The sequence below is a fragment of the Streptomyces africanus genome (assembly GCF_002150735.1).
GTDB classification, from domain to species: domain Bacteria; phylum Actinomycetota; class Actinomycetes; order Streptomycetales; family Streptomycetaceae; genus Streptomyces; species Streptomyces africanus.
In genome coordinates, this window is sequence record NZ_MUKA01000166.1 from 1 (window position 1) to 22,542 (window position 22,542).

Consider the following 22,542-nt stretch of genomic DNA (forward strand, 5'->3'; position numbering starts at 1 on the left):
CGGCTGCCCCACCCGGCGGAGAACGATCAACCCGTCCACGGATGACCGCACCGCGCGCCGGGGTGAGTAGCCAGGCGGCCGACGGGCTGGCCGCCCGGGCAGGGTGGTGGTGCGGCCGGTGTACTGCAGGCGGCCGCCGTCGTCGTACCTGCCGAGCAGAAGACTGCCGGGAGAGGCCAAGGCGCCGGTGACCGCGCCGACGATCGCCGCAGTCGTCTCGCGCACCTACTGGCGAAGAGGCAGTATTCGATTCATGCACTATTCGTGCAGCGGACCGCGGCGGACGGTGCGCACCGCCCGCTGTACGCCGATGCGGGAGCTACTGACGAGCCTTCAGAGGCCGTTGCCCAGGGCACCGGTCATCCGCCCTCTGGTGCGTCGTAGGAGAACCTGTATCCGGCGAAGTCGGCGAGATGGACGTAGCCGCTGTGCCTAAAGCGCTCCGCAGTGAACGCGCGCTTGCCGGCCGCGGTCCCCATCGTGGCCGATGGGGCGCCGGTGGAGTGGGGACCTGCGACGGTCCGGCGTGTCGCGGTTTCCCACGAAATCCGGTGGAGTCTCAGCGGCCGGAAGTGGTTGGGTCCTGCTCAATGCTTCGCTGACACGGCCCGGCACAGTGCGAGGCGCAAGGTCCGAATCGCAGGCGCGGTCTAGCCCGCGTGTCGTCGAGTGATGGAGGTTATCGCGGTGGCTGGTTATGGGGCGCTTTCCGACGTATACGAGTGGCTGATCGGGGACGACAGGTTGACCCCCGCCAAGGCAGCCGCGGTTTACTACAGCGATGTCGTGGGCTCTCTGCCGCCCAACGCGCGCGTCCTCGACTGCGCGTGTGGAACCGGCCAGCTCGCCGTCGGTCTCGCGAGTCTTGGCCTTGACGTGGTCGCCGCAGACGCCAGCAATGGGATGGTTCGCCGGACCGAGAAGGCCGCCGACGAGCAGGGTGTCTCGCTTCGAGCCCTCCGCGCGAGCTGGGACGAGCTGCCCGACCACCTGGAGGACTCCACGTTCGATCTGGTGTTCTGCGTCGGCAACTCGCTCGGGCACGCTGAGGGCGCAGCCGGGCGCCTGACCGCACTGGAAGCGATGTCGCGGCTGCTGAATCCGGGCGGACGCCTTGTGCTCCACTCACGCAACTGGGAGCTCGTGCGCTCCGCCGGCTCACGGGTAGACGTCCGCGATCGACTCATCCGCCGCGACGACCGAAATGCGGTCGTCAGCTACTACTGGCAGATCGAGCAGTGCTGGGAGCAGGAACACTTCCTTGAGATCGTGGTCGCCCAGATCGAGCCGGATGGGGCAGTGCGGGCTTGCTCGGAGCGGTTGTCCATCTGGCCCTACCGGTACGAGGATCTCGTGGCTCAGTTGCGGAGTGTCGGGCTCACGGTGCAGTCCACCACCTTCGACCCCGAGAGCGATGGATACCTGGTGGTCGCCAGCCGCGACCAGGCGCGAGGCACGTCTGAGCCGGCACCCTGATCCGCCTTTCGTCGTTGTCGTTGCCGACCTGCCGGCTCGCAGCCGCCTGCAGCGGGTTCTTCGCGAAGTGTTCAGCGCTTGAGGCGGTTGCTGCGGGTGCGGTCCTCGCCGCGCTGGCTTCGGACCTGCGGCCCGCGGGCTGCACCGCCTCCACCAAGGCATTCGTAATCCTGGACGGCACGTTGCTGCCGATCGACCGAATCGCGGCCGACTGGCCCTTCTGCTCTGGGAAGCATGAGAAGCACGGCATGAACGTGCAGATCATCACCGATCCTGCCGGGCGTCCTATCGTTGCCTGATGCACACACCCCATCAACTCGTTTGGCGCGGGTGCGGGCGAGCCGCGGCCAGGTAGTTGGACCAGTTATCGCCGGTCATGGCTGCGAAGCGTTCTGCGGTTCTCGGCTGGATGCCGATCAAGTCGGAGAGGACGACGGGTGGCAGGTCGGCGAGCGCTTGCATCATGGCCGTGTTCCGGGCTGCGCGGGCGGGCAGGCCGTAGCGCTTGAGTTTGTCGGACAGTCCCGCAGGGTTGCGGGGGCGCCCGGGGGCTCGGCCCGGTAGCAGGTACCTGGTGGTTTCGTTGCTGTGCCGGGATCCATTGTTGAGATGGTCGTCGATGAGGCGGGCGAGCTTCGGTGGCAGGACGACGGGGTGGCGGGTGATCGTCAGGTAGGTGTGATCCGCGTCGTGGTGGAGGTGGTCGGTGGTGAGTTCGACGATGCGGGTCAGAGGGAGGGCGTAGAGGCGGATGAGGGCTGCGGCGATGCGAACGTCCGACGGAAGCGTGGGGTCGTTCAGGCACCGGCGTAGTTCCTCGTAGTGGTCTTCTTCGATCTGGAACTGGCCGGGGAGCTGGGAGGGTGGGTGGTCGATGGTCAGGCCGGCCCGGGTGAGGTGGCGGGCGCCGGCCCAGCGGATGAAAGGGATGGAGCGGGCTCGCAGGGTGGGCCTGGAGATTGCCCAGATGTCCAGGTCTTCCTGTGTGAGGTTCTGGAGGGTGTGTTGCTGGGTGTCCAGCCAGGTGAGGAAGTCGATGGCGGCGCGGATGTTGGCGCAGTCGCCCTTGTGGGCGGTGTAGGTGTAGCGGCCGCGCGCCGAGCGTCGGCGGGCGTCTCGGATGATGTGCCACTCGGCGAACGGGCGGATCAGGGTCGCCTGATGTCCCGGCAGCTTGGCCAGCGTGCGGGCCGTCCAGTTGATGAGCAGGGCGAGGTTCTCATCGCGTGGCGGAAGTAGGCCTGCGGTGGTGAGCAGGCTGCGGACGTAGGTGGTGGCGTGTCCTTGGGGCAGCGCATCCAGGGCCGCGTGGTCGAGTTCGTCGGGCGCGGTTACCAGCTGGCCCAGGAGGCGCGCGGCGGGGCTTCGGCGCAGCCAGGCCAGGACCGGGTAGGGGTTGGGAGCGTCGCTGAGTACATCGGCGAGCGGCCGCAGGGAGGCGTCGAAGGTGGTTCCGTCGCGTGAGAGCAGGCTGGTCACCTTGGCGAGCAGGGTGCAGCGTGGACAGCGGCGTCCCGGCAGGAGATCAGCCGGTTGCTGGCAGGACGAGCAGTAATCGGGCTGCTCGTCGGGGAAGGAGTACGCCTTACAGATCCGGCCGCCGTCCGGGGTACGGCCCACGAGAATGCGCTGCCGTCCGCACATCGTGCACGATTCCGGCTGCGTCAGAGCAGTCCGGTAGCACAAGGGGCAGACGGGCCCTACCGGCCAGAACACGCCCACCTTCCGCTCCTGGCCGCACAGTGCGCACATGTGCAGCTGCCGCTTGCGGGCCTCGCGTGGGACACACCCATCGCAGTGGAACGGTCCATTGCCGTGGTCGATGTGGTGGCCGCGACGGATCTGCCCGCATACGGTGCAGAGCTTCTCCGGCCGCACGTAGCAGCGGTAGCAGATGTCGGGAGCCTCGCCTTTTGCCCGCACCCTGATGGGCCCCACCTGCTCGCAGACGCCACACCGGCGCGCAGGGCTCGCGTAGCAGGTCCCGCAGACGGGCCCGTCGTCGGTCAGCGCGTTCGCCCGCCGCCGGCGGCCACAGCGGCAGCACGTCTGGAGCTTCTTGGGGGCGCACGTCTGGCACAGGTAGGTGCCGTCGGGCAGGTGCCGGGTGGGAATCATCATCCGGCGGCAGCTGCCGCACTCCTTGCGCGAGCCCGGCTCCTTCTCCTTGCACACTTGGCAGATCCGTCCGTCCGGACGTCGTGCCACTGCCTTCGCGAGCTTGCCGCACCGTGCGCACGCGACCGCCAGGCGCCGACTGGAGCAGCCATGGCACAGCCGCCCTTCGGGTCCGGCGTACGTCGGCAACGGGTTCGTCCGTCCGCAGTCGGCGCAGGGCACAAGGCCCACCTTCTCGCCGTGACCGCCGGCGATCAGCAGTGCGATCAGCCGTACCCCGCAGGGCGGGCAGTCCGGCGTCGGCGCGCTCAGCGCGTCGGGTCTGGACGCGAGGTAGCGCAGCAGACGGAAGGCGTTCGCACCGCTCCACGCCCGCGCCTTCTCGACGAACCCCTGCGCCTGCTCCATGCCGAGGGACTCCCCGACGGCCAGGTTCAGCAGGACGATGATCCGGTCACGGGCCCCGGCCAGCTCCTCGCGCAGCCGTACCTGGTCCGGGGTCAGGTACTTCCTCACGGCGCACCCGGGCGCCGGATCGTGGTCCTGCGCTCCGTCAGCGGCAGCGGTGCCTCCTCGCCGCACGCGGTCTTTTTCACCTGCGCGTTGACGACCGTCGGCTTGATGAGGTCGTTCGGGGTACAGCCGAAGATGTCGCACAGCGCGACCAGGGTGTCCATGCTCATCCGCTGCGGGGGCTGCCTCACCAGCCGGTAGACCTGCTCACGCGACAGGCTCACCCCGCGCTCCGCGAGCAGCGGCACCAGGTCCGAGGTGTGGAACATCTCCCGCTCGGCCATGATCTGCCGCAAGCGCCACTCGTAGCCCATTTTCTTGATCATGTCAGGTCCCAGTCGTCGCCGAGCCGGCGCCTCAGCGAAGCCTCCAGCATGTGGTTGCGGTACTCGTCGGAGACACCCATGTAGATGGCTGTCGTCGAGCCGTGGGAGTGGCCGACCTGCTCCTGCACGAACCGCGCGGGGTAGCCGAACTCCGTGAGGTGCGTGATGTAGCTGTGGCGGAGACAGTGCAGATCGAGGGCCCCATCCAGGCCGGCCGCGTCCCGAGCTGTGGTGAAGGCTTCGTTGATTGAGCGCGGCGACATCCGCCCGGCCCGCTCGGTCACCCACAATGCCGGATGCCGGCCCGGCGCCAGCCGGGGACGCACCTCATGCACCCACTCGCCCAGGACATCGACCACCCAGTCCATCTCCGGCACCAGCAGCACGGTCCGCCGCTTCGGCGGCGCCCCCTTGGACGACTTCCCGTACCGCACTGCCAGTGTGCCGAACTGCCCGAACTGCGGGCTCTTCCGATGCCGTCGTAAGTCCACCAGGTCGACCATGGAGGACTCGGTGCGTCGGGTTCCGTAGGCGTAGATAGTCTTCAGCACCGCAGCGTCGCGCAGCGCGGTCAGCGTCCCCTTCCGCCCGTGCCCGCGGATCTGGGCCGGCCGTGAATCGGCCGCGTCGAAAAGGGCCTGGACCTCGTCGTAGGTCAGCGGCCGACGCCGCGGGTCGCCCTCGTACTCCAGCGTGTGCACCACCGAGTTGGCCTCGTGAAAGACGACCTGAGGTGCCTGCCCGAACCGCTCCCGGCAGGTGTCCGCCCATCCGTACCGGCGGTCCAGCAGGTACTCCACGAACAAAGTGATCGTCACCTCGTACGTCCGCGCCGTCGACATTCGGATCGGATTGGCGCCGCTACGCAGGTGCGCGATGAACGCTTCGCCGTCCGCTGGAGTCCATTGCCACGGGTACAGCCCCGTGAACACCTCGAACCGGTTGATCAGACGCAGCCGCGGTTCGATCGTCGAAGCCTCCAGGAACCGGGCGTGTTGCTGCCGGGCCCAGCCCTCCTTCATCGCCGTGAACACCGCTGATTCCGGGGCCAGGTGTACGACGTTCGGAGCGAGGAGGAGACGCGCCGAACCGGGTGCCTCAGCGACCATGGCGCTGTTGTATCAAACGCATCAATGTTGCGTCTATTGCTACCGTACTGGTCGCGGCTCCGCTGTGACGCCGACATGGCAGAGGAGTTGGGGGAGTGATCAGCGGAAACGGCGATTCTGGTGAGCCGCGGTATGTTGCATCAACTGCAATTCATCGCGTTTTTGTACTTCCGCCAGCCGCGCGCTGCAGGCTCGTACACGCTGTCCAGCCGCTTGAAGAGGACGCCCTCCATCCCGACCGACGCCCGCGTCAGCCACTCACCGACGGGGCCGGTGGCTGACGGCCACCGCCCGTCGGTCGCAACATCCGGCTGGTCCGCCTGGCTGTCCAGGACGGCTCCGCCGCTGTGATCACACCAGCCAGCCAGAGATGAGTTGCCGACACCCCTCACACGACGGATCCTGGCACTGGGCAAGCAAGGGGGACAAGTTGGGACTGGTGCTCTTCCCAGGCGACGACGACGTATTGAGCCCGGACATCTCCTGGTCCTACACCGGCTTCAGCATGTTCAGGCAGTGGTTGGCCCAGGTGGATGGGTTCACGCTCGCCGAGATGGAGGGGTTCGGCGGGGACCGCCAGTGGAGCAGCGTCTCCACCACGCTGGCACCGCTACTCAACCATCCAGACGCCGATGGACCAGACCTCGCGCCCGCTCAATGCGCGGCCATGTTGTCCCGGCTGGAAGCGCTACTCGAACATCAGCCTGACGACAGCGACCCCATCCTCCGACGGCGCATGGAAGACGTCCATCAGTTGGTCGCCGTCCTGCGCTTCTGCGTGGACATGGATGTTGAGCTCATCTTCGGCTGACCACGCGAGTGCAAAGCGAACCGTCACGGGATGGACGGCCCGCAGTTACGGGAGAGCCTTTAGCCGGCGGCACGTGAGACTCATGTCTTCGGCGTGGTACTGGTGGGCTCACCTCATTCGAGAGGGCGTCGTCGTACGTCAGCCGAAGCCGCGGAGCGAGGGGGCGACGTACCCCAGCAGGACGAGGCAGAAGCTGCCGACGGCGACGAGCATCTGCGGAAGGCTCGACTGGCTCCCCAGCATCAGGGGACTCCAGCCCCAGAACACCAGTACGGTCAGCGCCGTGCGCACGGTCTGGAACGGCGCCGACCAGGCCACCTCCTGAAGGTCGTCGGCGTCGGGCGCGAGGGCGAACACCGGGGTCAGGATCGCGCCGATGAGCGCGACGACGATGAAGGCGATCAACGAGCCCATGCCCAACTCGTCGTCCTGGAAGGCCTTCCAGCGGTTCTCGGCGAGCGTGGGCAGGTCCTTGCTCTCATTGACGTAACCGCCGAGACCGGGGTCGGACCGGGCCCACAGGACGTCGACCTCGGTTCCTTCGCCGGGCTTTTCGTGCGTGAAAGCACCGCGCACGGTGAGCCGTTCGGTACCGCCGGGCACGGATACCACGAGCCGGGACACGTATCCCTTCACGACGCCGTCGCTCAACTCCTGTCGTGATGACTGCCGTTCCACGACCGCCGCGGTGCTCACCTCCGCGCCCGCGTCTCGTAGGGCGTCGAGCTTGTCGCCCGCGTTGGACGAGGTCAGGAGAGCGACGGCGAACACGGCGGAGGAGAACGTGACGAGGGCCCAGAGGACACCGGTGCGCGACTTGACCCAGAACTCGTCCGTGAACCCGTCGTCTTTGGGCTCGCCGCGCAGCCCCCACAGCGCCACAACCCGCACCACCGCACACCCTACGGCGACGGCACCCCACACGAAGGGTTCGTGCCAGGGCCGGGCCATGGCGGTGGCCCCCAACAGCCACATGGAGGCGACGCCGGCCGCGACCCACGCCGCGAGCGAGCACACCCGTACGAGCCATATCAGCGCCGAACGCACAGATCCTCCGGGGAACATGTGACACGGCCTCACCGAGGCGCGCTCATCGACGTGCCGACGTACGCGGCCGGGACGAGCAGGAAACCACCCCCGGCGAACGCCATCTCCGTCGGGGGTGTGGTGAGACCTGACAGAACCGCCTCGTGACCACCGGCTGTCTGACCGTCCTGATGGCGTCGATCGTCGTTCTCGACATCGTCGTCTCCTGGTTGTGGTACCGGCACGGCCACGAGGGGGACGTCAACAGGGAGCGCGAGGAGAAGGCATTCGCCTTGCCCCAAAAGCAGGCCCGTGCCACGGCTGACGACACGGCCCGCGCACGCGGCACGGGCGGCACCGACGATGCGGTGTTTCGTCGTCACCTACACCACCCACGGCCCGGGCCGGGCATGGTTTCCGAGCGGGACGACGACGTGTCCGGTCCGAGCAGCCAGATCGGCAACCGGGTCTCGCGGTGACGCGCATCTCGAGCATGTACGCCGAGGACATGACGCGTGCCGGGGTCCAGGAGACTCTCGACCCCACCGGACGGCGTTCCATCGAGGTCACAAGCGTGGTGCGTGAGGGGGGGGCACGACGACTGTCTCCGGCGTCGTCTCGAGCTCGGGGGCAGCGGTCGACCAGTGCTACCGCTTTACCGGCACGCCCCCGACGGCGACGGCCGGGGATCCGCCATCGCGGTTCCCACGTCTCGTGCTGAACCTGCGGCCCTGACACCTGAACAACGAGGCGGGACCGCGCCCCGGGCGATGACCCTGAGTACGGTCCCGCTCGCCGTACCGGTGCGGCCCCCGTAGGCACGCCGGAGGACCGCGGGTGGTCGGTTGTTTCCTTGACCGTCTACTCCACCTCGCCGCCGACGGGGGGCACAGGCCGCCCCCGGACGTACGCGTCACTTCCCGATCCGGTGGGTGAGGGGCTGTTGAGAGGCGGCCGGGGTGGTGAATAGTGCCTGGACGGTTTCGGTGGCCAGCTCTCGCAGCCAGGTGTGGGCGCGGTCGTTGTCGTAGCGCTGGTGCCACAGCAGGTACAGGGGTACGTCGGGCAGCGGGAGTGGCGGCTCCAGTGTGGCCAGGCCGAGTTGTTCCCGGGCCGTGCGGGTGACCGCCTCGGGGAGGGTGACGACCAGGTCGGTGTCGAGGGCGAGTTGCAGTGCGAAGGCGGCGGTGGGCCCGACGGCGACGACGCGTCGTTCGAGGCCGCGTGTGGTCAGGGCGTCATCGATCGGGTCGCGCAGGCTTCCGCGCCGCGAAACGGTGAGGTGTTGGGCGTCTGCGTATCGCTCAAGGCTCAGCGGGCCTGCGGTGAGCGGGTGGCCCGGGCGGGCGGCGACGACCAGTCGGTCCTTGCCGACGAGGCGGTGGCGGATGTCGGGGAGCGTCGGAGCGCTGGAGCTTGATTCGAGGTCGACCTCGCCCCGGCGAAGCTCGGCGTCGTCCATCCCGGGTTCGGCGGACAGGCGCAGCCGGACGCCGGGGGCCTGATGGTGGACGGCCGTGGTCAAGGCGGTGCCGCACGCGGCGGTCAAGGCGTCGTGCCAGCGCACGGTGAAAACCCGGTCCAGAGCCGCCAGGTCGAGTTCCTGCTGTGCGGACAGAAGTTGGTGGGCCCGCTGCACGAGGGCGTGGACCTCGGCGCGCATGGCCAGCGCGCGGGGTGTGGGAACCATGCTGCGGCCGGTGCGGACCAGGATCTGGTCACCGGTGGCCTTGCGGATGCGGCCCAGGGAGCGGCTCATCGCCGGCGGGGTGACGTGGAGGCGTGCTGCCGCGCCGGCGACGCTGCCCTCTTCCAGCAGGGCATCCAGGGCCGTGAGCAGGTTCAGATCCAGTTGCATGGCAGTAACTCTACAAGTGACAAGCATGCACTTGTTGTTAATGACCAAGCGGCCTACGTTCGAAGTGCGGGGGCGAGACAACCGCCCCGCTCGACCGAATCCCAGGGAGCCCACCATGAGCACAGCCATGCCTTTCGACGCCGGTACGACGCTCCTGTCCGACGTGACAGCCGCAGTGAAAACCGCCGGCGTCACGCTGCGCGACCGCCACACCTCGCACGCCCGGGGCGTGAGTCTGGACGAGGTCGTGAGCGAGATCCACGCCAACGACGACGCGGTGCTGGATGTGCTGCGGGAGCCGCTGCTGCGGGCCCGGCGAGGGTCGCAGTGGGCCGAGGACGAGCTGGCCGGCGGCGCGCTCCCGCCCGGGGAGTGGTGGGTCGTCGACCCTGCCGAGGGCAACATCAACCACGTTCACGGCATGGACGACTGGGCCGTCATCGCCACCCTGGTCCGCGACAACCAGCCGGTACTCACCGTCGTCCACCTGCCGCTGACCGGCGACACCTACACCGCAGTCGCCGGCGGCGGTGCCCGCCTCAACGACCGGCCTCTGAAGGTGTCCGCCAAGACCGACCTGGGCGCGGCGCTCATCGGCACCGGCCAGGCCAAGCCCGGCGAGGACGAGCGCACCTTCCGGCGGATCGGTGACTCGGTCACCGCGATGCTCATCAACGGCCTGGTCGTGCGTGTGTCCGTTCCCGCCACGATGCAGCTCATCCACGTCGCCGCCGGACGCATGGACGCGTTCTGGCAGTTCTCCGACGTCCGCTCCGGCCTGGTCGCCGGCGCCCTGCTGGTCTCCGAGGCCGGGGGCACCGTCACCGATCTGGCGGGCGAACCCTGGAACACCGGCAGCCGCGACTTCCTGGCCGCCGCCCCCGGTATCCACGGCGCCGCCCTCAAGGTCCTCTCGCCGATCGCCTGACCGGAAGTCTCCGCTCTTCTCCACCCCGATACCGCAAGGAGCATCACCGCATGACCAGCATCGGCATCCTGGGCGTCGGCCGCGTCGGCACCAACCTCGCCGGCAAGCTCTCCGCAGCCGGACACCATGTCATCCTCGGTGGCCGGAGCCCCGAGGACACCGCCGCCCGCACCGCCGGGCAAGCCCCTCGGATCACCTTCGCCGACCAGCGCACCACTGCCCGCACCGCGGAGATCGTGATCAACGCGATGCCCGGCGACAGCTCCCTGGACCGCCTCACCGACCTGCGCACCGACCTCGCCGGCAAGATCCTCATCGACGTCTCCAACGCCACCCGCGACGACAGTGACGGCCTGCCCGGCGACCTGTGCTATCCCGGCAGCAGCCTCGCCGAGAAGCTCCAGACCGCGCTCCCCGACACCCATGTGGTCAAGACCCTCAACACCATGCTTTTCATGGTCATGACCGCTCCCGAAACCCTGGCCACCCCACCGACCGCCTATCTCTCAGGTGACGACGAACACGCAAAGAGGACCGTTACCGGCCTGCTCGGCGACCTGGGCTGGCAGCCTGAACGGATCGAGGACCTCGGCGACATCACCACGGCCCGCGCCACCGAAGCCATGATCCTTGTCGTGCCCCACATTCTGCGCCGACACGGCTTCAAGCCCTTCGCCGTCTCCCTCGCCCGCTGACCCATCAAGACCGGGTTCGCACAAAACCAGGTAGGGGCGGGGCTGGTGGCGGGCAGGCGCGATACGAATGAGGCGGGATCGTCGACCGGGCACCGCGCTGACGCGCTGCGCGTGCTCGAGGTGCTCAAGGCCGCGACGGCCCATCAGATCCAGCGGCTGTCCTCACCGCACCTGGCGTACCGGCACACCACGAAGACGACGGCAGCCGCGCGGAAGGAGGCACGCACCGCCTTCCGTGCCGGCGCGCTCAACGATCTGCGCAGGCACGGCCTGTCCGTCGAAGGTGGCCGCACCTGAGGGGGAGAGGAGGTGCGCTGCTCACCAAGGACGGCCTGGCCGCTGCCGGACTCGAGTTGGACCGGGGGCTGGAGGAGATGGGCGCCACGCCCAAGAGCGAGGGCCGCTCGGGTGATGAGTACGGAGGTTTGCACCGACACGCCTGCTGACCGGTCCCGAACAGTGCCTCGCGCGCCGTCAGCGGTCGGCGTCTTCGGGTTCTGCCTCGGCATCGGCCGCGGCCGTCGGCTGTGACGCGGGGGCGGTGTAGAAGACGGAACGACCCTGCTTGGTGCGTTCGGCCTGGCTCTTGGCCACCAGTCCCTCGAGCGTGACGCGCACGACCTTGGCCGCAATGTCGCGGTCGGGATGAGCCTGGTTGAGTGCCGTCGAGATCTCCGCAGCGGAGCGCGGTTCCTTCTGCTCGGCGAGGTGGAGGCGAATGAGCTCGACGAGGGTGGGCTGGGCCGCCTTCACGGCGCCCGCAGTCTTGACCGCGGACTTCCTGGCCGCTCGCCGTCCCGGCGCGGCAGTGGGCTTTCCTTCCTTCTGCTTTCCACCGGGCGAGGCGGCAGCCTTCTTTCGCCGTGGAGAGGGCACCGCGGCGGTCTTGGACTCCTTTGCAGGCTTGGTCGGCGCCGTCGTGATGCCGAGTGCCTGCTGCATGCTCACCAGCACGCTGTGGTCGTGTTGCAGAGCGGCAAGCTGCTCCTGCAGGGAGGCGATTTCCGCACTGATGCGTTCCTGCTCCTTGAGGTTCGACTCGAGGTCGCCGGTCACCTGGGTGATGTACTGCGATGCCAGTTCAGTGGCGGGAGCCGTTGTCTCGGGCATGTCGCTGACCTTTCAAAGGCGTTGGAGGGGTGCTGCGGGTTGTGCCTGTCTTGGGTGAGGTCTCGGCGGCCGGCAGGGCACTGCATGTGCCGCAAGATGCTTTGGTGTAGAGATAGTACGGACAGGTGGATCCGATTGTTCCCGCCGAATGGTGTCCTTTGCTTGGCACTGGCCTCAGAGCTGCGGTGTCCGGTGACAACGAGGCAGTAGACAAGCAGGTGTTCGTCTGCGGCCGGTCAGCCGCAGGGCGGGCGCTACGGCCGGTCGTCCCAGCTTTTCCGTCCTGACGGTGGAGCATCCGGCCCGCGCCCCAGCTTCACCAGCCCAGGCTTCCCAGGACTCGAGCGCCTTCCGGAGCGACACAGGCACCGTTACGTCACCCTTTACCCAAGCTCTCCGCATCGCCCACGTCGAAAGGGGCCAGGCCACGGTAGGGGACGTAGGCCAAGGCCACCAACAGGGAGGGGAGTCGCTCTCCTTTGGCCGCTCTCGACAGGATGGAGACCGAGACCTCCACTTGCCGAGCAACGCCACCAGACGCAGCAGCGCCTCCAGGCCGCCATGGACATGTACGGGCGCGACGAAGTAGCCCGCGGCACCGTCCTCCTCGTCGGTGTCCTCGCCGCCTACCTCACCCAAGACGCCGGACAACCGGGCAGCATCGACCCACTCAGCGAAGGGCGACCATGAGTTCGAGGCCCGCCAATTGGTCAGGTGTGCGCGGTTCGGGCCCGGTGTCTGCGGACGGCGTCGCGGTTGGCGCAGCGGTGGGAGCAGTAGCGCTGTCGTCCGGTGCGCGAGGTGTCGGGGAAGGCCGTGTCGCATTCAGTTGTCTCGCAGCGCCGCAGCCGGTGCATGCCCCGGCCCGCCAGATGCAGTGCGGTACCGACCGCGAACAGCGTGAACAATACGGAGCCGAGTGGCTGTTCGGCGTCCCGGTAGTGCAGATGCCAGCCGGTACCGGGGTGGGAGGTCAGCCGCGGGTAGGCGGCGGCCTCGGCCAGCATCCGGTTCAGCAGATCGGCGCGCTCCTGCCCCCCGGCGGCGTCGACGACCCTCTCCCAGGCGTCGAGTGCGGCCTGGGCTCGGCAGAGATCGTCCGCTGTCACCGGGCGCTCCAGCATGAGCCCGGCGGCGCGGCAGCGGTCTGCCAGCTCATCCGCGCTCTCAGGCCGGCGGTTGGCCAGGTCCGCGGCCAGGTTCACCGCATCCTCGCCGTAAGGGTTGAGTAGCATAAGACCATTACAACAGTGTGGTCGGCATGACACAACAAACCGCCGGACGCGCCGGATCCCAGGGCCGCGATCCGTGGCGCTATCGCTGGATCGTGCTGGGCATTGCCACCTTCACCCAGGCCGCGTCCGGCTTCTTCGTAGGCGGCATCGGAGCGCTCGGTGTCCACCTTCAGAGCGCCTTGGACCTGAGCACGGCGCAGCTGGGTCTGCTGGTCTCGGCGGCCCAGCTCGTGCCGTTGGCCGGGCTGCTGGTGGCCGGTGAACTGCTGGACCGCTACAGCGAGCGCTGGGTGGTCGGGATCGGGGCCGGCGTGGTCGGGTTGGCTTTGGGCGCGGGGAGCCTGGCGCCGGGATACACGGCCCTGCTGGTCGCGCTGTCGTGGTCGGCATGGGATACAGCACCGTCCAGCCGGGTGGGAGCAAGTCGGTGGCGTCTTGGTTCGACGCGTCACAGCGCGGCTTCGCTATGGGTATCCGGCAGGCCGGGCTGCCGCTGGGGGCGGCGCTCGCCTCGGCCGTACTCCCACTCGTCGCAGAGGAGTTCGGCTGGCGGGTGACATTGCTGACCGGCGGCTTCGTCGCGCTGCTGGGAGCCGGCCTCTTCATGGGCTCCTACCGTCGGCCACCCACACTGCCCGCCCCGCAGGGCAAGGAACCGTCGGACCCGCTCGCGGCACAGCTTCGCGCCCGGCTGCGAATGCTCCGTGAACCGTCCACAGTGAAGATCATGCTGTCGGGAACCAGCCTGATCTCGGTGCAGTACGGCGTGCGCATCCTGACGGTGCTCCACCTCCACCAGTCGTCGTCGGTCGGTGCCGGGAAGGCGGCCCTGGTCCTGGTGGCCTCCCAGGGTGCGGGCGTTGCGGGCCGGATCTGCCTGGCGGCATGGAGCGACCGGAGCAGGTCCGGGCGCTATGCCGTCGTGCTGGTCTGCATGGTCGCCGTGATCGCCGGGCTGGCCGTGCTGATGACACCGGCCGGGAGGACACCGGTCGTCGCTTCCGGCGTCTTCGTCTGGCTCGGCTTCTTCGGCTTCGGCTGGTACGGCCCGTGGGTCGCCTACGTCACCGAAGCGGCCCCACCGGGCAAGACCGGCTTCGCCCTGGGTCTGGCCATGTCCGTCAACCAGATCGCCATCGTCACGGTTCCGCCTGTGCTCGGTCTGCTGGTCGACGTCACCAGCAGCTTCACCCCGGCCTGGGCACTGCTGTCCCTGCTGACCGTCGTCGCCCTGGCGGTCACGGCCGAGGCGCGAAACTCACCGACATTCAGAAGTGCACAGACCCTCTACTGACATCCCAGCCAATCGACTATTGACACGGCGGCCGGAGGTGGGCCGGTACTCCTCGGCATGGCTGCACGGCGATAGCCTCTGGGCATCGCCTACGGGGACATCGCAGTTCCCTCTCTGGCTGATGCGCGTCGCAGCCCATGGCGATCGAGTCGACTATCGAACCAATACGCGTAAAACGCTCACGAAATGACCGGTTTACGTCACGTGCTCTGGCAGAGTCGCTGCATGTTCAGGGATGCGTGAAGCGAGGTGCCCCAAGCGCCCCAGTGAGCAGGGAAATGCCATGAGCGACGCAGGAGGCTCCTCCGGCCGGAACCCGGACCGGAGTACGGACCGCGGTGCCCGGGACAGTGCCGCGTCGCCTGCGCCCCCGGTCCCGGGCGCGGAGAGTCCGGCTCCGGCGGCCCCGGGTGGGCTGGGTGGCGGGCGCGCCGCGTCCACGGGGCGTGACGAAGGGCCGAGGCCGCCGTCCCCGGGCTTTGATCACCGGCCTGCTGATAGCCCTGGTGATGGCCACCATCATGGTCACGACCTATCTATCGGCGCAGCATGCCGTGGGGGCGCGCGACCTTCCGTGGGGAGTGACCGGCAGTTCGTTGACCCAGCCGTCCAGGAACAGTTTTCGCTGAAGACCCACCAGTACCAGGACCAGGGTGCCCTGGAGGACGCCGCCAACCGCAGCGAGATCTACGGCGGTTTCGTGGCGCAGAGCAACACTGTGGTGATCGCCGAGGCCGCGAGCCTGGTCGCCCCCGGCCAGATGCCCGCTCTCCACGAGAAGGCCGCCAAGGCCCAGGGCCAGCATCTCGCCTTCAAGGTGACCAGCCAACTTCCCAAGGAGAACCCGCTCGGCGTGGTCCCGGGCATCGCTGTGTTCGTGCTGCTCGTGGCGGGTTACCTGGGCTCCACCCTCGCCATGCCGCGCACCGGCGCCGCGGCAGCCCGTCGACGCGTCCTCAGCCTCATCGGCTACGCGATCATCGCCGCCCTGGTCTTCGACGTGGTCATCGGTCCGATCCTCAACGCCTACCCGGACGTCGGCACCAACTTCTTGCCCCTGTGGGGAGAGTTCGCCCTCATGTGCCTGTCCGTCGCGCTCCTCGCGGCAACCCTGCAGAGCCTGATCGGCCCGATGGGCACCCCTGCTCACTGTCGTCATCGTCGTCTTCTTCGGCAACCCCTCCACGGGCGGGGTCACCGGAACCACCTACCTGCCGGCCTCGTCGTCCTGAGCATCTACGTCGTCGTCAAAGCCGCACTCGTCACCATGTCCACCTACGGCCGCCTGCTGTGGTGGCGCGGCACCAAGCGACGCCCGCCCATCAGCCCCGAGGAAGAGGGCGGCATCGCCGCCTTCCCGCCCGCATGAACCGGCCGCGCCCCGCATCACTCCGCCGAGACCGGGCCAGCCAGGCACCATGCCACACCTCCGCAGGCTGCAGCGACGGCGCGGACCGACGGCGGTTCGCCCGCCTTCCCCTCCCGCCTGAATCTCCAGGCTCGGCCCGTGGGACAAGCTGAGCAGCGCGCTGAGGGCGCGGGACCGTTCACCACTCGGCTCACCTGGCACCCTCCCGGCGGCGGCACCGCCGTGTGGGACTCCCGGCTCGCGCGCCGACGCGGACTACTCGCCGTCCGTCCCCACGACACGACGGCAACCCGGCACATCCATGCGGACGCCGTCGCCCTCGCCCGCCTGCGCAGACTCAACGCCATCGCGGCGATCGGCTTCGTCATCGGCGGGGCACTCTTCGCCGCCGGCGCGGCCGTCGCCCAGTTCGGCTCCGGAGACGCCACCGCGTGCGCCTCGATCTACTTCGCGGGCGGCCTGTTCTTCACCACCGGCGGATACGTCTCACTGCTCCAGGTGATCAACGCGCCCCGCCACGAAGGCGGCGGCGAAGGCCGGCTGGTCACCCACCACTGGCGGTGGTGGAGTTACGAACCGATGCGGGTGGACTGGCTGAGCACGTTCGTCCTGTTCGCGGGCACCCTCGTCTTCGCCGTCGACCTGCTGGACTCCTTCCTTCAGGGCCTGAACGTCCACCAGGTCAACCGGCTGATCTGGGTGCCAGATGTGATCGGCTGCGCCCTCTTCCTGGTCTCGGGCCACTTGGGCTTCGTCGAGATCTGCCACGGCCGGCCCTGCCTCCGCCCGCACAGTCTCGGCTGGCGGATCGTGGCCGTGAACCAGCTCGGCTCCGCCCTCTTCATGATTTCCGCGCTCGCTGCCTACACCCGCCCCGCCACCGGCAGCCTCGTCAACGCCGACATCGCCAACTGGGGCACCCTCACGGGCGCCCTGTGCTTCTCCCTCGCCGGCCTCCTCCAACTCGGAGAACACCCATAGAGCTCGCAGGCGAGGTGACGGAGCATTGCCCCACCGTCGCAGGAGCAGGGCGCTTCGCGAAGCCGGTCAGCAGCCGTAGTTCAGAGAAGTCACGAGACCGAAGCTGATGGCACCTGACCACACGGTTCGGGGCATGGCAGACCCCCGCGGCTTCCCCGAGCAACACCAGGTTATGAGGGCAACCACAGCGGCGCAGGTGCACCAAGAAGTAGCCCCAAGGGGCCCGGTATATGGAGTCGTGCTGGTCAGTGCTGTTTCGGAACCCTTGATCGTTTGTTGGGTAGAGCGTGGATGTTGGCCACGATGACGCGGAGCCCTTTGCGGCCTGCCGTTCCGCCGCGATGTCCTCCAGCAACGAGGAAGCGGTCTCGCCGTCCATCGCGGCCAGAAACAGCACGAGCTGGCTCGCTATCGCGGGACCGTGCTCGGCGACGTCGATCTCCTCGACGATGCCCAGGTCGATCAGGGCGCGGCGAAGTTGCAGTTCCTCGGCGTCCGGCGGGGTCTCGCAGCGGAGGACGTACAACTTGTCGTAGAGCAACAACGCGTCACAGAGGGCAGACAGATCGGCAAGGCGGGACCCGCGGACCGGCGCCGTCCCGCAAGTCGCCGCCTACGACTACAACGAACGCGTGTGGAATCCACCCCCGCCACCGCTTTTTTCAGTACGACCGCAGCGGCGAGATCTCCGCCATGAACGGCGAGTTCCTCCGCAAATGCCTCAACGACGTTGTTGACGCCACCGGCATGACCGACGCCGATGGCCGCCCCTTGGACTTTGACCCACACGACTTCCGGCGGATCTTCATCACCGACGCCATCCGCAGCGGACTCCCCCCGCACATCGCCCAGGTCATCGCCGGACACGCCGACATCAACACCACCATGGGCTACAACGCGATCTACCCGGCCGAAGCCATCAAGCCTCACCGCGCGTTCATCGCCCGCCGCCGAGCCCTGCGTCCCAGCGAGGAATACCGCACCCCCACATCCGAGGAATGGGACGCCTTCCTCGGTCACTTCGAACGACGCAAGCTCTCCGTCGGCATCTGCGCCCGCTCGTTCGGCACCGAATGCATCCACGAACACGTTTGCATCCGCTGCTCCATGCTCCGCCCCGACCCCGCACAGCGCCACCGCCTGAGCGAAATCCGCGACAACTTCCTGGCACGGATCCTCGAAGCCGAACGCGAGGGATGGCTAGGCGAGATGGAGGGGCTCGAAGTCAGCCTAGCCGGTGCCCAGGACAAGCTCGTCCAGCTCGACGCGGAGGAAACTCGTCAACGCACCATCGACCTCGGCATGCCCACGTTCTCCAACATGGCAGGACGCACATCAACGGCAAATCTCACTCGACGATCCGCAACGAACCAGCTCCTGCAGCCCTGCGGCCGGGCGCCGCGGCATGACCACGGCCGAAAGTGCGGAGTTCTATGGCACAACCGGCCAAGGTGCCCTGGTGGAAGTACATCAGCCAGCCGCCACACGATCCTCATTGGGCCGCCACAGCCAGCGCAGAGCATCCGGCAGCAGGACGCCACCGTGATTGGGGCTGTGTCCGCCGTCTCCCAGGACAAGGCGGAAGTCGTAGCCCGCTTCAGCGAGAGCGGCTGCCACGCGCAGGTTTTCGGCGAGCCAGTTCCACTGTGGCTCATTCCAGTGCAGGTCGCGGTGGCCGCCTTGCATGAAGATGCGCAGCGGCTTGCGGGGGACGCGGGAGATGAGGTCTGGGTAGGGATTGCCGCCCGGCATCTGCGCAAAGCTGGACAGGTATCCGATGACGCGGCGGAACTTGTCCGGACGCAGCCACGCGGCGGTAAAGGCGCAGTTGCCGCCGCTGCTCCCGCCGCAGATGCCCCACCTTTCGGGCGACTGGGCGATGGTATAGCGCTCCGCAACCTGCGGGATGATCTCGGTGAGGAGGAAGGTGACGTACTGGTCGTCGAAGGCGTCGTACTCGTTGTTGCGGTTCTTCGGGTTCTCCGTGTTGGGGAAGACGCCAGGATCGACGAAGACGCCGATGGTGACGGGGATGTCGCCGCGGTGAATGAGGTTGTCCAGGACGATCGCGCCGCGTACCTCCCCTGCGGGGTCCAGGTACCACCATCCGTCCTGGAACACCATCAAGGATGCCGGTTTCGCTGGGTCGTACCGTGCAGGCACGTGTACCCAGAACTTCCGGAACGTTCCGGGGTAGACCTCGCTGCCCCTCCTCTCGAACTCGACTGTCTCGCCAGCGGGTACGCCCGGCTGTAGAGCGGAATCGGGTCCGTGGACGTAGCGCACGTCCGACTGGTCGATCGGAAGTGGTTGGTAGGGCATCTCGATGGTCACGGGGAGCAACCGTAGGGCGATCACCACCCTTGATGGCAAGGGAATTTTCGTCCAGACCCTCCACCTCACAGCTTCAGTGCGAGGTTGGGAAAGGCTCACTTGGTTCAGAGAAGCCACGAGGCCAAACCTCATCGCCCAGAACGGATGCGGCAACACTGCAGGTTCAGGGCGCGGGTGAGGGGCTTTTGTCGTACGCGGGGTTCTGAGTGGCCTTGGCGCCAACGCTGGGCTGGTGTCCGAGGGCGCCGGACGGGCCGGGGAAAGGGACTGCCGGGCTTGTGGCCAACGGCTGAGGCCGGGCGCCCGGCCGGGAGCCGTGTTCTTCCTCGGGGTGTCAGAGCCAGTCGGCGTAGCGGGTGGGGGCGAGGTGAGCGTCCTTGTCGGTGAGGACGTCACCTTTGACGATGGCGAACATTCCGGCGGTGGGGTCGGTGACGACGGTGCGGTTGTCGCCCTTGCGGGACAGGGTGATCCGGCCCAACTCGTCCAGGGAGAAAATCTCGGGGCCGGCGATGTTGCGAATGCCGTTCAGCGGGGTGGCCGCGGCGACCTCCGCCACCGCGTCGGCCACGTCCTTGGCGGCGATCGGCTGGATCGGCGTGGCGGGCAGCCGGACGGTGTCGTCGGTGGCGGTCCAGGACAGGACGGCGTCCATGAACTCCATGAACTGCGTCGACCGGACGATCGAGTAGGGGATCGGCCCGGCAGCGAGGATGTTTTCCTGGAGCACCTTGGCACGGTAGTAGTCCAGCTCCGGCACCTGGTCCGCGCCGACGATCGAGAGGATGACGAAGTGGCCGACGCCGCCCTTCTGGGCCGCGGCCAGAAGATTGTCCATTGAGGTCTGGAAGAAGGCCGGGGAGGCTTCGTCGAAGGTCGGGGAGTTCGTCAGATTGGCGACGACGTCGGCCCCTGCCACCGCCTCGTCCAGTCCCTGGCCGCTGATGACGTCGACTCCGGTGGACTGCGAGTGCGGTACTGCCTCGTGCCCGGCGGCATTCAGGTTCTTGACGACCTGCGACCCGATCAGCCCGGTACCGCCGATGACTGCGAACTTCATGACATGCCTTTCGTCAGGATTAATGCCCGCAATGCGTAGGAATCTTGCGCTTGTTGTCATGAAAGTCGCTGCATCTGCGAGCGCGTGAGCGATCGCTCCACACCCAGCGGAGCTACCTGCCGTGAGTCGGCCGATACCTCAACTGGGACGTGCGGAACAACGCGCGGAAGCGGAAGAAACCATCGCGTCGATCCGGCTCGCCCTGCGCAAGGCCTATGCGGGCAGTGCCTTGATCTGATCAGCGTCGCAGCATGCGGCGCCAAGGGCACAGGGCAGTGGTCGCGCGTCCCCGGTGTCCGGTCAGGCCCTCGGCTATGAGAGAGAGGCCGACGCCCAGCATCCAGACGTCCTTGGCCAGTGCAGTTCCTTGCTCAGTGGGGCGCAGACTGCCTTCCTGACGCATGCCCGGCGTGTGCAGGTAGAGCCCGAGACTGCCACAAGAGAATGCGGTGAGCGCAGCCCCGGCGACAGCGGCAGGGATGACCGGCAGGAGCAGCGCGGTGGCAACGGTGAGCTCCCCGGTGGAGAGCAGCCGGGTGAACTTCTGTGCGCCGAGCTTGCTCAGGAAGGGGTAGGTGGCGCTGGCGAATTGCTGGAGTCCCTGAGCGGTGGCCTGGTCCGCGTCGCGTTTCGCCAGCCCGGAGTTGAGGAAGAACGCACCGACGGTGAGCCTGAGTGGTAGTTGCCGCGCTGCGGAACGCCATACTGAACCGGATGCCACGCCGAGCCTCCCAACCTTCACCCCCGCCTACCACCATTGCCACCGGTCCGAACCATGTCAAACGGGGAGTAATTGCCACTGGCGCGTATCCGGGCAGGTGGCGGCACCGTAACTGCGCCTCCTGCATCTCCCTTGAAGCATCTCCCTTGAGGTCGAGCAAGTCTGTGACACGGCCACCGGTGTGAGGAGTAGTGCTTGGCGAGCGCAAACCTCGACGGGACGCCATAGAGTCAGCTTGTGGCGCCGAAGAGCGGACGGCCTGTCGCAAGCTCTGGACGGTGCCGGGCTCGGCGAGCCGCGGGATGGGACAGACGGTATCGCCGCTCCCCGGGCGAGAGCCACGGGAGGCGCTGAGGAGCCGCGCCACCTCCGTGCGCTGGAGAAGCCCCTTTTGAGGGTGTTAGATGGAAAGCGTCACGAACGTGGAGACGTGCCGCCGCAACGGCGGGCAGCCGACAGGCCGCGATTGCCTGGTCAACGGGGAGAACCGGTGCGTGACGAGCGGGCGCCGATGATGCGCGGCGCGCTCTTGGCCAAGTCCATGTCTGAAGCCTTCGCGTGAAGGAGTACTGTCATGACTGCTGCCAGGCCGGTCGTCCTTGAGCCCGCGGCACAGGATGTCGCTGAGGCGTTCGCGAAACGGCCGTTCTTGTACGAGATGGCGCCGGCCGATGCCCGGAAGATCCTGACCGACGCGCAGTCTGCCCCGGTCAGCAAGCTCCCGGTCGACGAAGAGTGGATCACGTTGCCCTCCCGGGCGGGAGACGTCCGGGTGCGCATCATCAAGCCGCAGGGCGCTACGGGCATGCTGCCGGTCATTGTGTACATGCACGGGGGCGGCTGGATCCTCGGAAACGCCGGCACCCACGACCGGCTCGTGCGCGAGCTCGCTGTCGGCGCTCGTGCGGCGCTCGCATTCGTGGAGTACCCGAACGCGCCGGAAGCGCACTATCCGACCGCGATCGAGCAGGGCTACGCCACCGCCCAGTGGATCACCCGAGAAGGGGCGTCCAAAGGCCTGGACGCCGGCCGCATGGCGGTGGCCGGCGAATCGGTGGGCGGCAATATGGCCGCCGCGCTGGCGCTGATGGCCAAGGAACGCGGCGACGTCACCTTCGTGCAGCAGTCGATGTACTACCCGGTGACCGACGCGGCGATGGACACCGCGTCATACGAGCAGTTCGCCACCGGCTACTACCTCACCCGCAAGGCGATGGAGTGGTTCTGGGACGCCTACACGACCGACCCGGGACAGCGCGCCGAGATCACGGCGTCCCCGAATCAGGCCAGCACCGAGCAGGTCACCGGGCTGCCGCCCACGTACCTGTGCGTCGACGAGGCCGATGTGCTGCGCGACGAGGGAGAAGCCTACGCCGCCAAGCTCCGCTCGGCGGGCGTCCCCGTGACCACCGTGCGCTACGACGGGACCATCCACGACTTCATGCTGCTCAACACGCTCAGCGAGACCCAAGCCACGCGAGGCGCTGTCAGCCAGGCCACCGCTTTCCTGCGCGCCGGGCTCGCAACGGGCTGAGGCGTCCGCGGACGAAACCTCACAACAGCAGAAATGTCCCGGCT

At 67.9% G+C, this 22,542-nt stretch carries 19 protein-coding genes and 4 pseudogenes; 12 read left to right on the plus strand and 11 right to left on the minus strand.

Translation table 11 applies throughout. The features are described from left to right. Window positions 1-225 (minus strand): annotated as a pseudogene (locus CCL05_RS45610) (hypothetical protein); the annotation flags it as partial. A gap of 447 nt (window positions 226-672) precedes the next feature. Between CCL05_RS45610 and CCL05_RS20670 the strand changes: the two are divergent. Next, window positions 673-1,476 (plus strand): class I SAM-dependent methyltransferase, encoded by an 804-nt coding sequence (locus tag CCL05_RS20670; protein ID WP_208641579.1) that lies wholly within the window; start codon window positions 673-675, stop codon window positions 1,474-1,476. 101 nt (window positions 1,477-1,577) lie between these two features. Beyond that, window positions 1,578-1,760: pseudogene (locus CCL05_RS20675) on the plus strand (IS5/IS1182 family transposase); the annotation flags it as partial. A 28-nt stretch (window positions 1,761-1,788) separates the two neighbouring features. Here CCL05_RS20675 and CCL05_RS45615 read toward each other — a convergent pair. Genes CCL05_RS45615 through CCL05_RS20690 form a run of 3 tightly spaced genes read right to left on the minus strand, consistent with a single transcriptional unit; the run spans window position 1,789 to window position 5,542 of the window. Beyond that, window positions 1,789-4,110, minus strand: a complete 2,322-nt coding sequence (locus CCL05_RS45615; protein ID WP_208641580.1) for an XRE family transcriptional regulator — start codon at window positions 4,108-4,110, stop codon at window positions 1,789-1,791. Further along, the gene (locus CCL05_RS20685; protein WP_086561975.1) at window positions 4,107-4,433 is read right to left on the minus strand and encodes a helix-turn-helix domain-containing protein; all 327 of its coding nucleotides are present in this window, start codon (window positions 4,431-4,433) and stop codon (window positions 4,107-4,109) included. The genes CCL05_RS45615 and CCL05_RS20685 overlap by 4 nt, the downstream gene beginning before the upstream one ends. Then, window positions 4,430-5,542, minus strand: a complete 1,113-nt coding sequence (locus tag CCL05_RS20690) for a tyrosine-type recombinase/integrase (protein ID WP_086561976.1) — start codon at window positions 5,540-5,542, stop codon at window positions 4,430-4,432. Before CCL05_RS20690 ends, CCL05_RS20685 begins: the two co-directional genes overlap by 4 nt. Before the next feature lie 430 nt (window positions 5,543-5,972). Here CCL05_RS20690 and CCL05_RS20700 point away from each other — a divergent pair, with 430 nt between their 5' ends. After that, window positions 5,973-6,353 carry a hypothetical protein gene (locus CCL05_RS20700; protein ID WP_086561978.1) on the plus strand — a complete coding sequence of 127 codons (381 nt, stop codon included), beginning with the start codon at window positions 5,973-5,975 and terminating at the stop codon, window positions 6,351-6,353. Between the two features lie 138 nt (window positions 6,354-6,491). Here CCL05_RS20700 and CCL05_RS20705 read toward each other — a convergent pair whose 3' ends face one another. Then, window positions 6,492-7,400: a hypothetical protein gene (locus CCL05_RS20705; protein ID WP_086561979.1), complete on the minus strand. Its 909-nt coding sequence runs from the start codon at window positions 7,398-7,400 to the stop codon at window positions 6,492-6,494. A 170-nt stretch (window positions 7,401-7,570) separates the two neighbouring features. On the opposite strand from CCL05_RS20705, the gene CCL05_RS20710 reads away from it, so the two are divergent. Continuing rightward, window positions 7,571-7,858 (plus strand): hypothetical protein, encoded by a 288-nt coding sequence (locus tag CCL05_RS20710; protein WP_143589918.1) that lies wholly within the window; start codon window positions 7,571-7,573, stop codon window positions 7,856-7,858. 434 nt (window positions 7,859-8,292) lie between these two features. On the opposite strand, the gene CCL05_RS20715 is transcribed toward CCL05_RS20710, so the two are convergent. Beyond that, window positions 8,293-9,237 (minus strand): LysR family transcriptional regulator, encoded by a 945-nt coding sequence (locus CCL05_RS20715; RefSeq protein ID WP_086561981.1) that lies wholly within the window; start codon window positions 9,235-9,237, stop codon window positions 8,293-8,295. A gap of 115 nt (window positions 9,238-9,352) precedes the next feature. Here CCL05_RS20715 and CCL05_RS20720 point away from each other — a divergent pair, with 115 nt between their 5' ends. The 3 genes from CCL05_RS20720 to CCL05_RS45620 all read left to right on the plus strand — a co-directional run bounded on the left by CCL05_RS20720 (window position 9,353) and on the right by CCL05_RS45620 (window position 11,157). Then, window positions 9,353-10,165: an inositol monophosphatase family protein gene (locus CCL05_RS20720; RefSeq protein WP_086561982.1), complete on the plus strand. Its 813-nt coding sequence runs from the start codon at window positions 9,353-9,355 to the stop codon at window positions 10,163-10,165. Then, the gene (locus CCL05_RS20725) at window positions 10,162-10,860 is read left to right on the plus strand and encodes an NADPH-dependent F420 reductase (protein WP_279629943.1); all 699 of its coding nucleotides are present in this window, start codon (window positions 10,162-10,164) and stop codon (window positions 10,858-10,860) included. The genes CCL05_RS20720 and CCL05_RS20725 overlap by 4 nt, the downstream gene beginning before the upstream one ends. A gap of 111 nt (window positions 10,861-10,971) precedes the next feature. Further along, a complete protein-coding gene (locus tag CCL05_RS45620; protein ID WP_208641581.1) occupies window positions 10,972-11,157 on the plus strand; it encodes a hypothetical protein in 186 nt (61 codons plus the stop codon). Between the two features lie 177 nt (window positions 11,158-11,334). Here CCL05_RS45620 and CCL05_RS20735 read toward each other — a convergent pair whose 3' ends face one another. Together CCL05_RS20735 and CCL05_RS20740 are read right to left on the minus strand one after the other, a co-directional pair. Further along, a complete protein-coding gene (locus CCL05_RS20735; protein WP_086561984.1) occupies window positions 11,335-11,970 on the minus strand; it encodes a hypothetical protein in 636 nt (211 codons plus the stop codon). Between the two features lie 710 nt (window positions 11,971-12,680). Beyond that, complete coding sequence (locus tag CCL05_RS20740; protein ID WP_086561985.1) at window positions 12,681-13,205, minus strand: CGNR zinc finger domain-containing protein; 525 nt, start codon at window positions 13,203-13,205, stop codon at window positions 12,681-12,683. 26 nt (window positions 13,206-13,231) lie between these two features. On the opposite strand from CCL05_RS20740, the pseudogene CCL05_RS20745 reads away from it, so the two are divergent. The 4 genes and pseudogenes from CCL05_RS20745 to CCL05_RS47295 all read left to right on the plus strand — a co-directional run. After that, a pseudogene (locus tag CCL05_RS20745) lies at window positions 13,232-14,499 on the plus strand (MFS transporter). A 574-nt stretch (window positions 14,500-15,073) separates the two neighbouring features. Beyond that, entirely contained in the window at window positions 15,074-15,868 is a 795-nt protein-coding gene (locus CCL05_RS20750; protein ID WP_086561986.1) for a hypothetical protein, read from the plus strand. A 138-nt stretch (window positions 15,869-16,006) separates the two neighbouring features. Beyond that, window positions 16,007-16,849, plus strand: coding sequence for a hypothetical protein (locus tag CCL05_RS20755; RefSeq protein ID WP_086561987.1), 843 nt, complete (start codon window positions 16,007-16,009; stop codon window positions 16,847-16,849). Window positions 16,850-17,596: 747 nt separating this feature from the next. Beyond that, window positions 17,597-17,695: pseudogene (locus CCL05_RS47295) on the plus strand (hypothetical protein); the annotation flags it as partial. Between the two features lie 624 nt (window positions 17,696-18,319). On the opposite strand, the gene CCL05_RS20765 reads toward CCL05_RS47295, so the two are convergent. The 3 genes from CCL05_RS20765 to CCL05_RS20775 all read right to left on the minus strand — a co-directional run bounded on the left by CCL05_RS20765 (window position 18,320) and on the right by CCL05_RS20775 (window position 20,964). Further along, a complete protein-coding gene (locus CCL05_RS20765; RefSeq protein WP_086561997.1) occupies window positions 18,320-19,183 on the minus strand; it encodes an alpha/beta hydrolase in 864 nt (287 codons plus the stop codon). A gap of 334 nt (window positions 19,184-19,517) precedes the next feature. Next, complete coding sequence (locus CCL05_RS20770) at window positions 19,518-20,243, minus strand: SDR family oxidoreductase (protein WP_086561988.1); 726 nt, start codon at window positions 20,241-20,243, stop codon at window positions 19,518-19,520. A gap of 238 nt (window positions 20,244-20,481) precedes the next feature. Beyond that, a complete protein-coding gene (locus CCL05_RS20775) occupies window positions 20,482-20,964 on the minus strand; it encodes a hypothetical protein (RefSeq protein WP_086561998.1) in 483 nt (160 codons plus the stop codon). Between the two features lie 574 nt (window positions 20,965-21,538). Here CCL05_RS20775 and CCL05_RS20780 point away from each other — a divergent pair. Then, entirely contained in the window at window positions 21,539-22,498 is a 960-nt protein-coding gene (locus CCL05_RS20780; protein WP_086561989.1) for an alpha/beta hydrolase, read from the plus strand. Window positions 22,499-22,542: the final 44 nt, after the last annotated feature.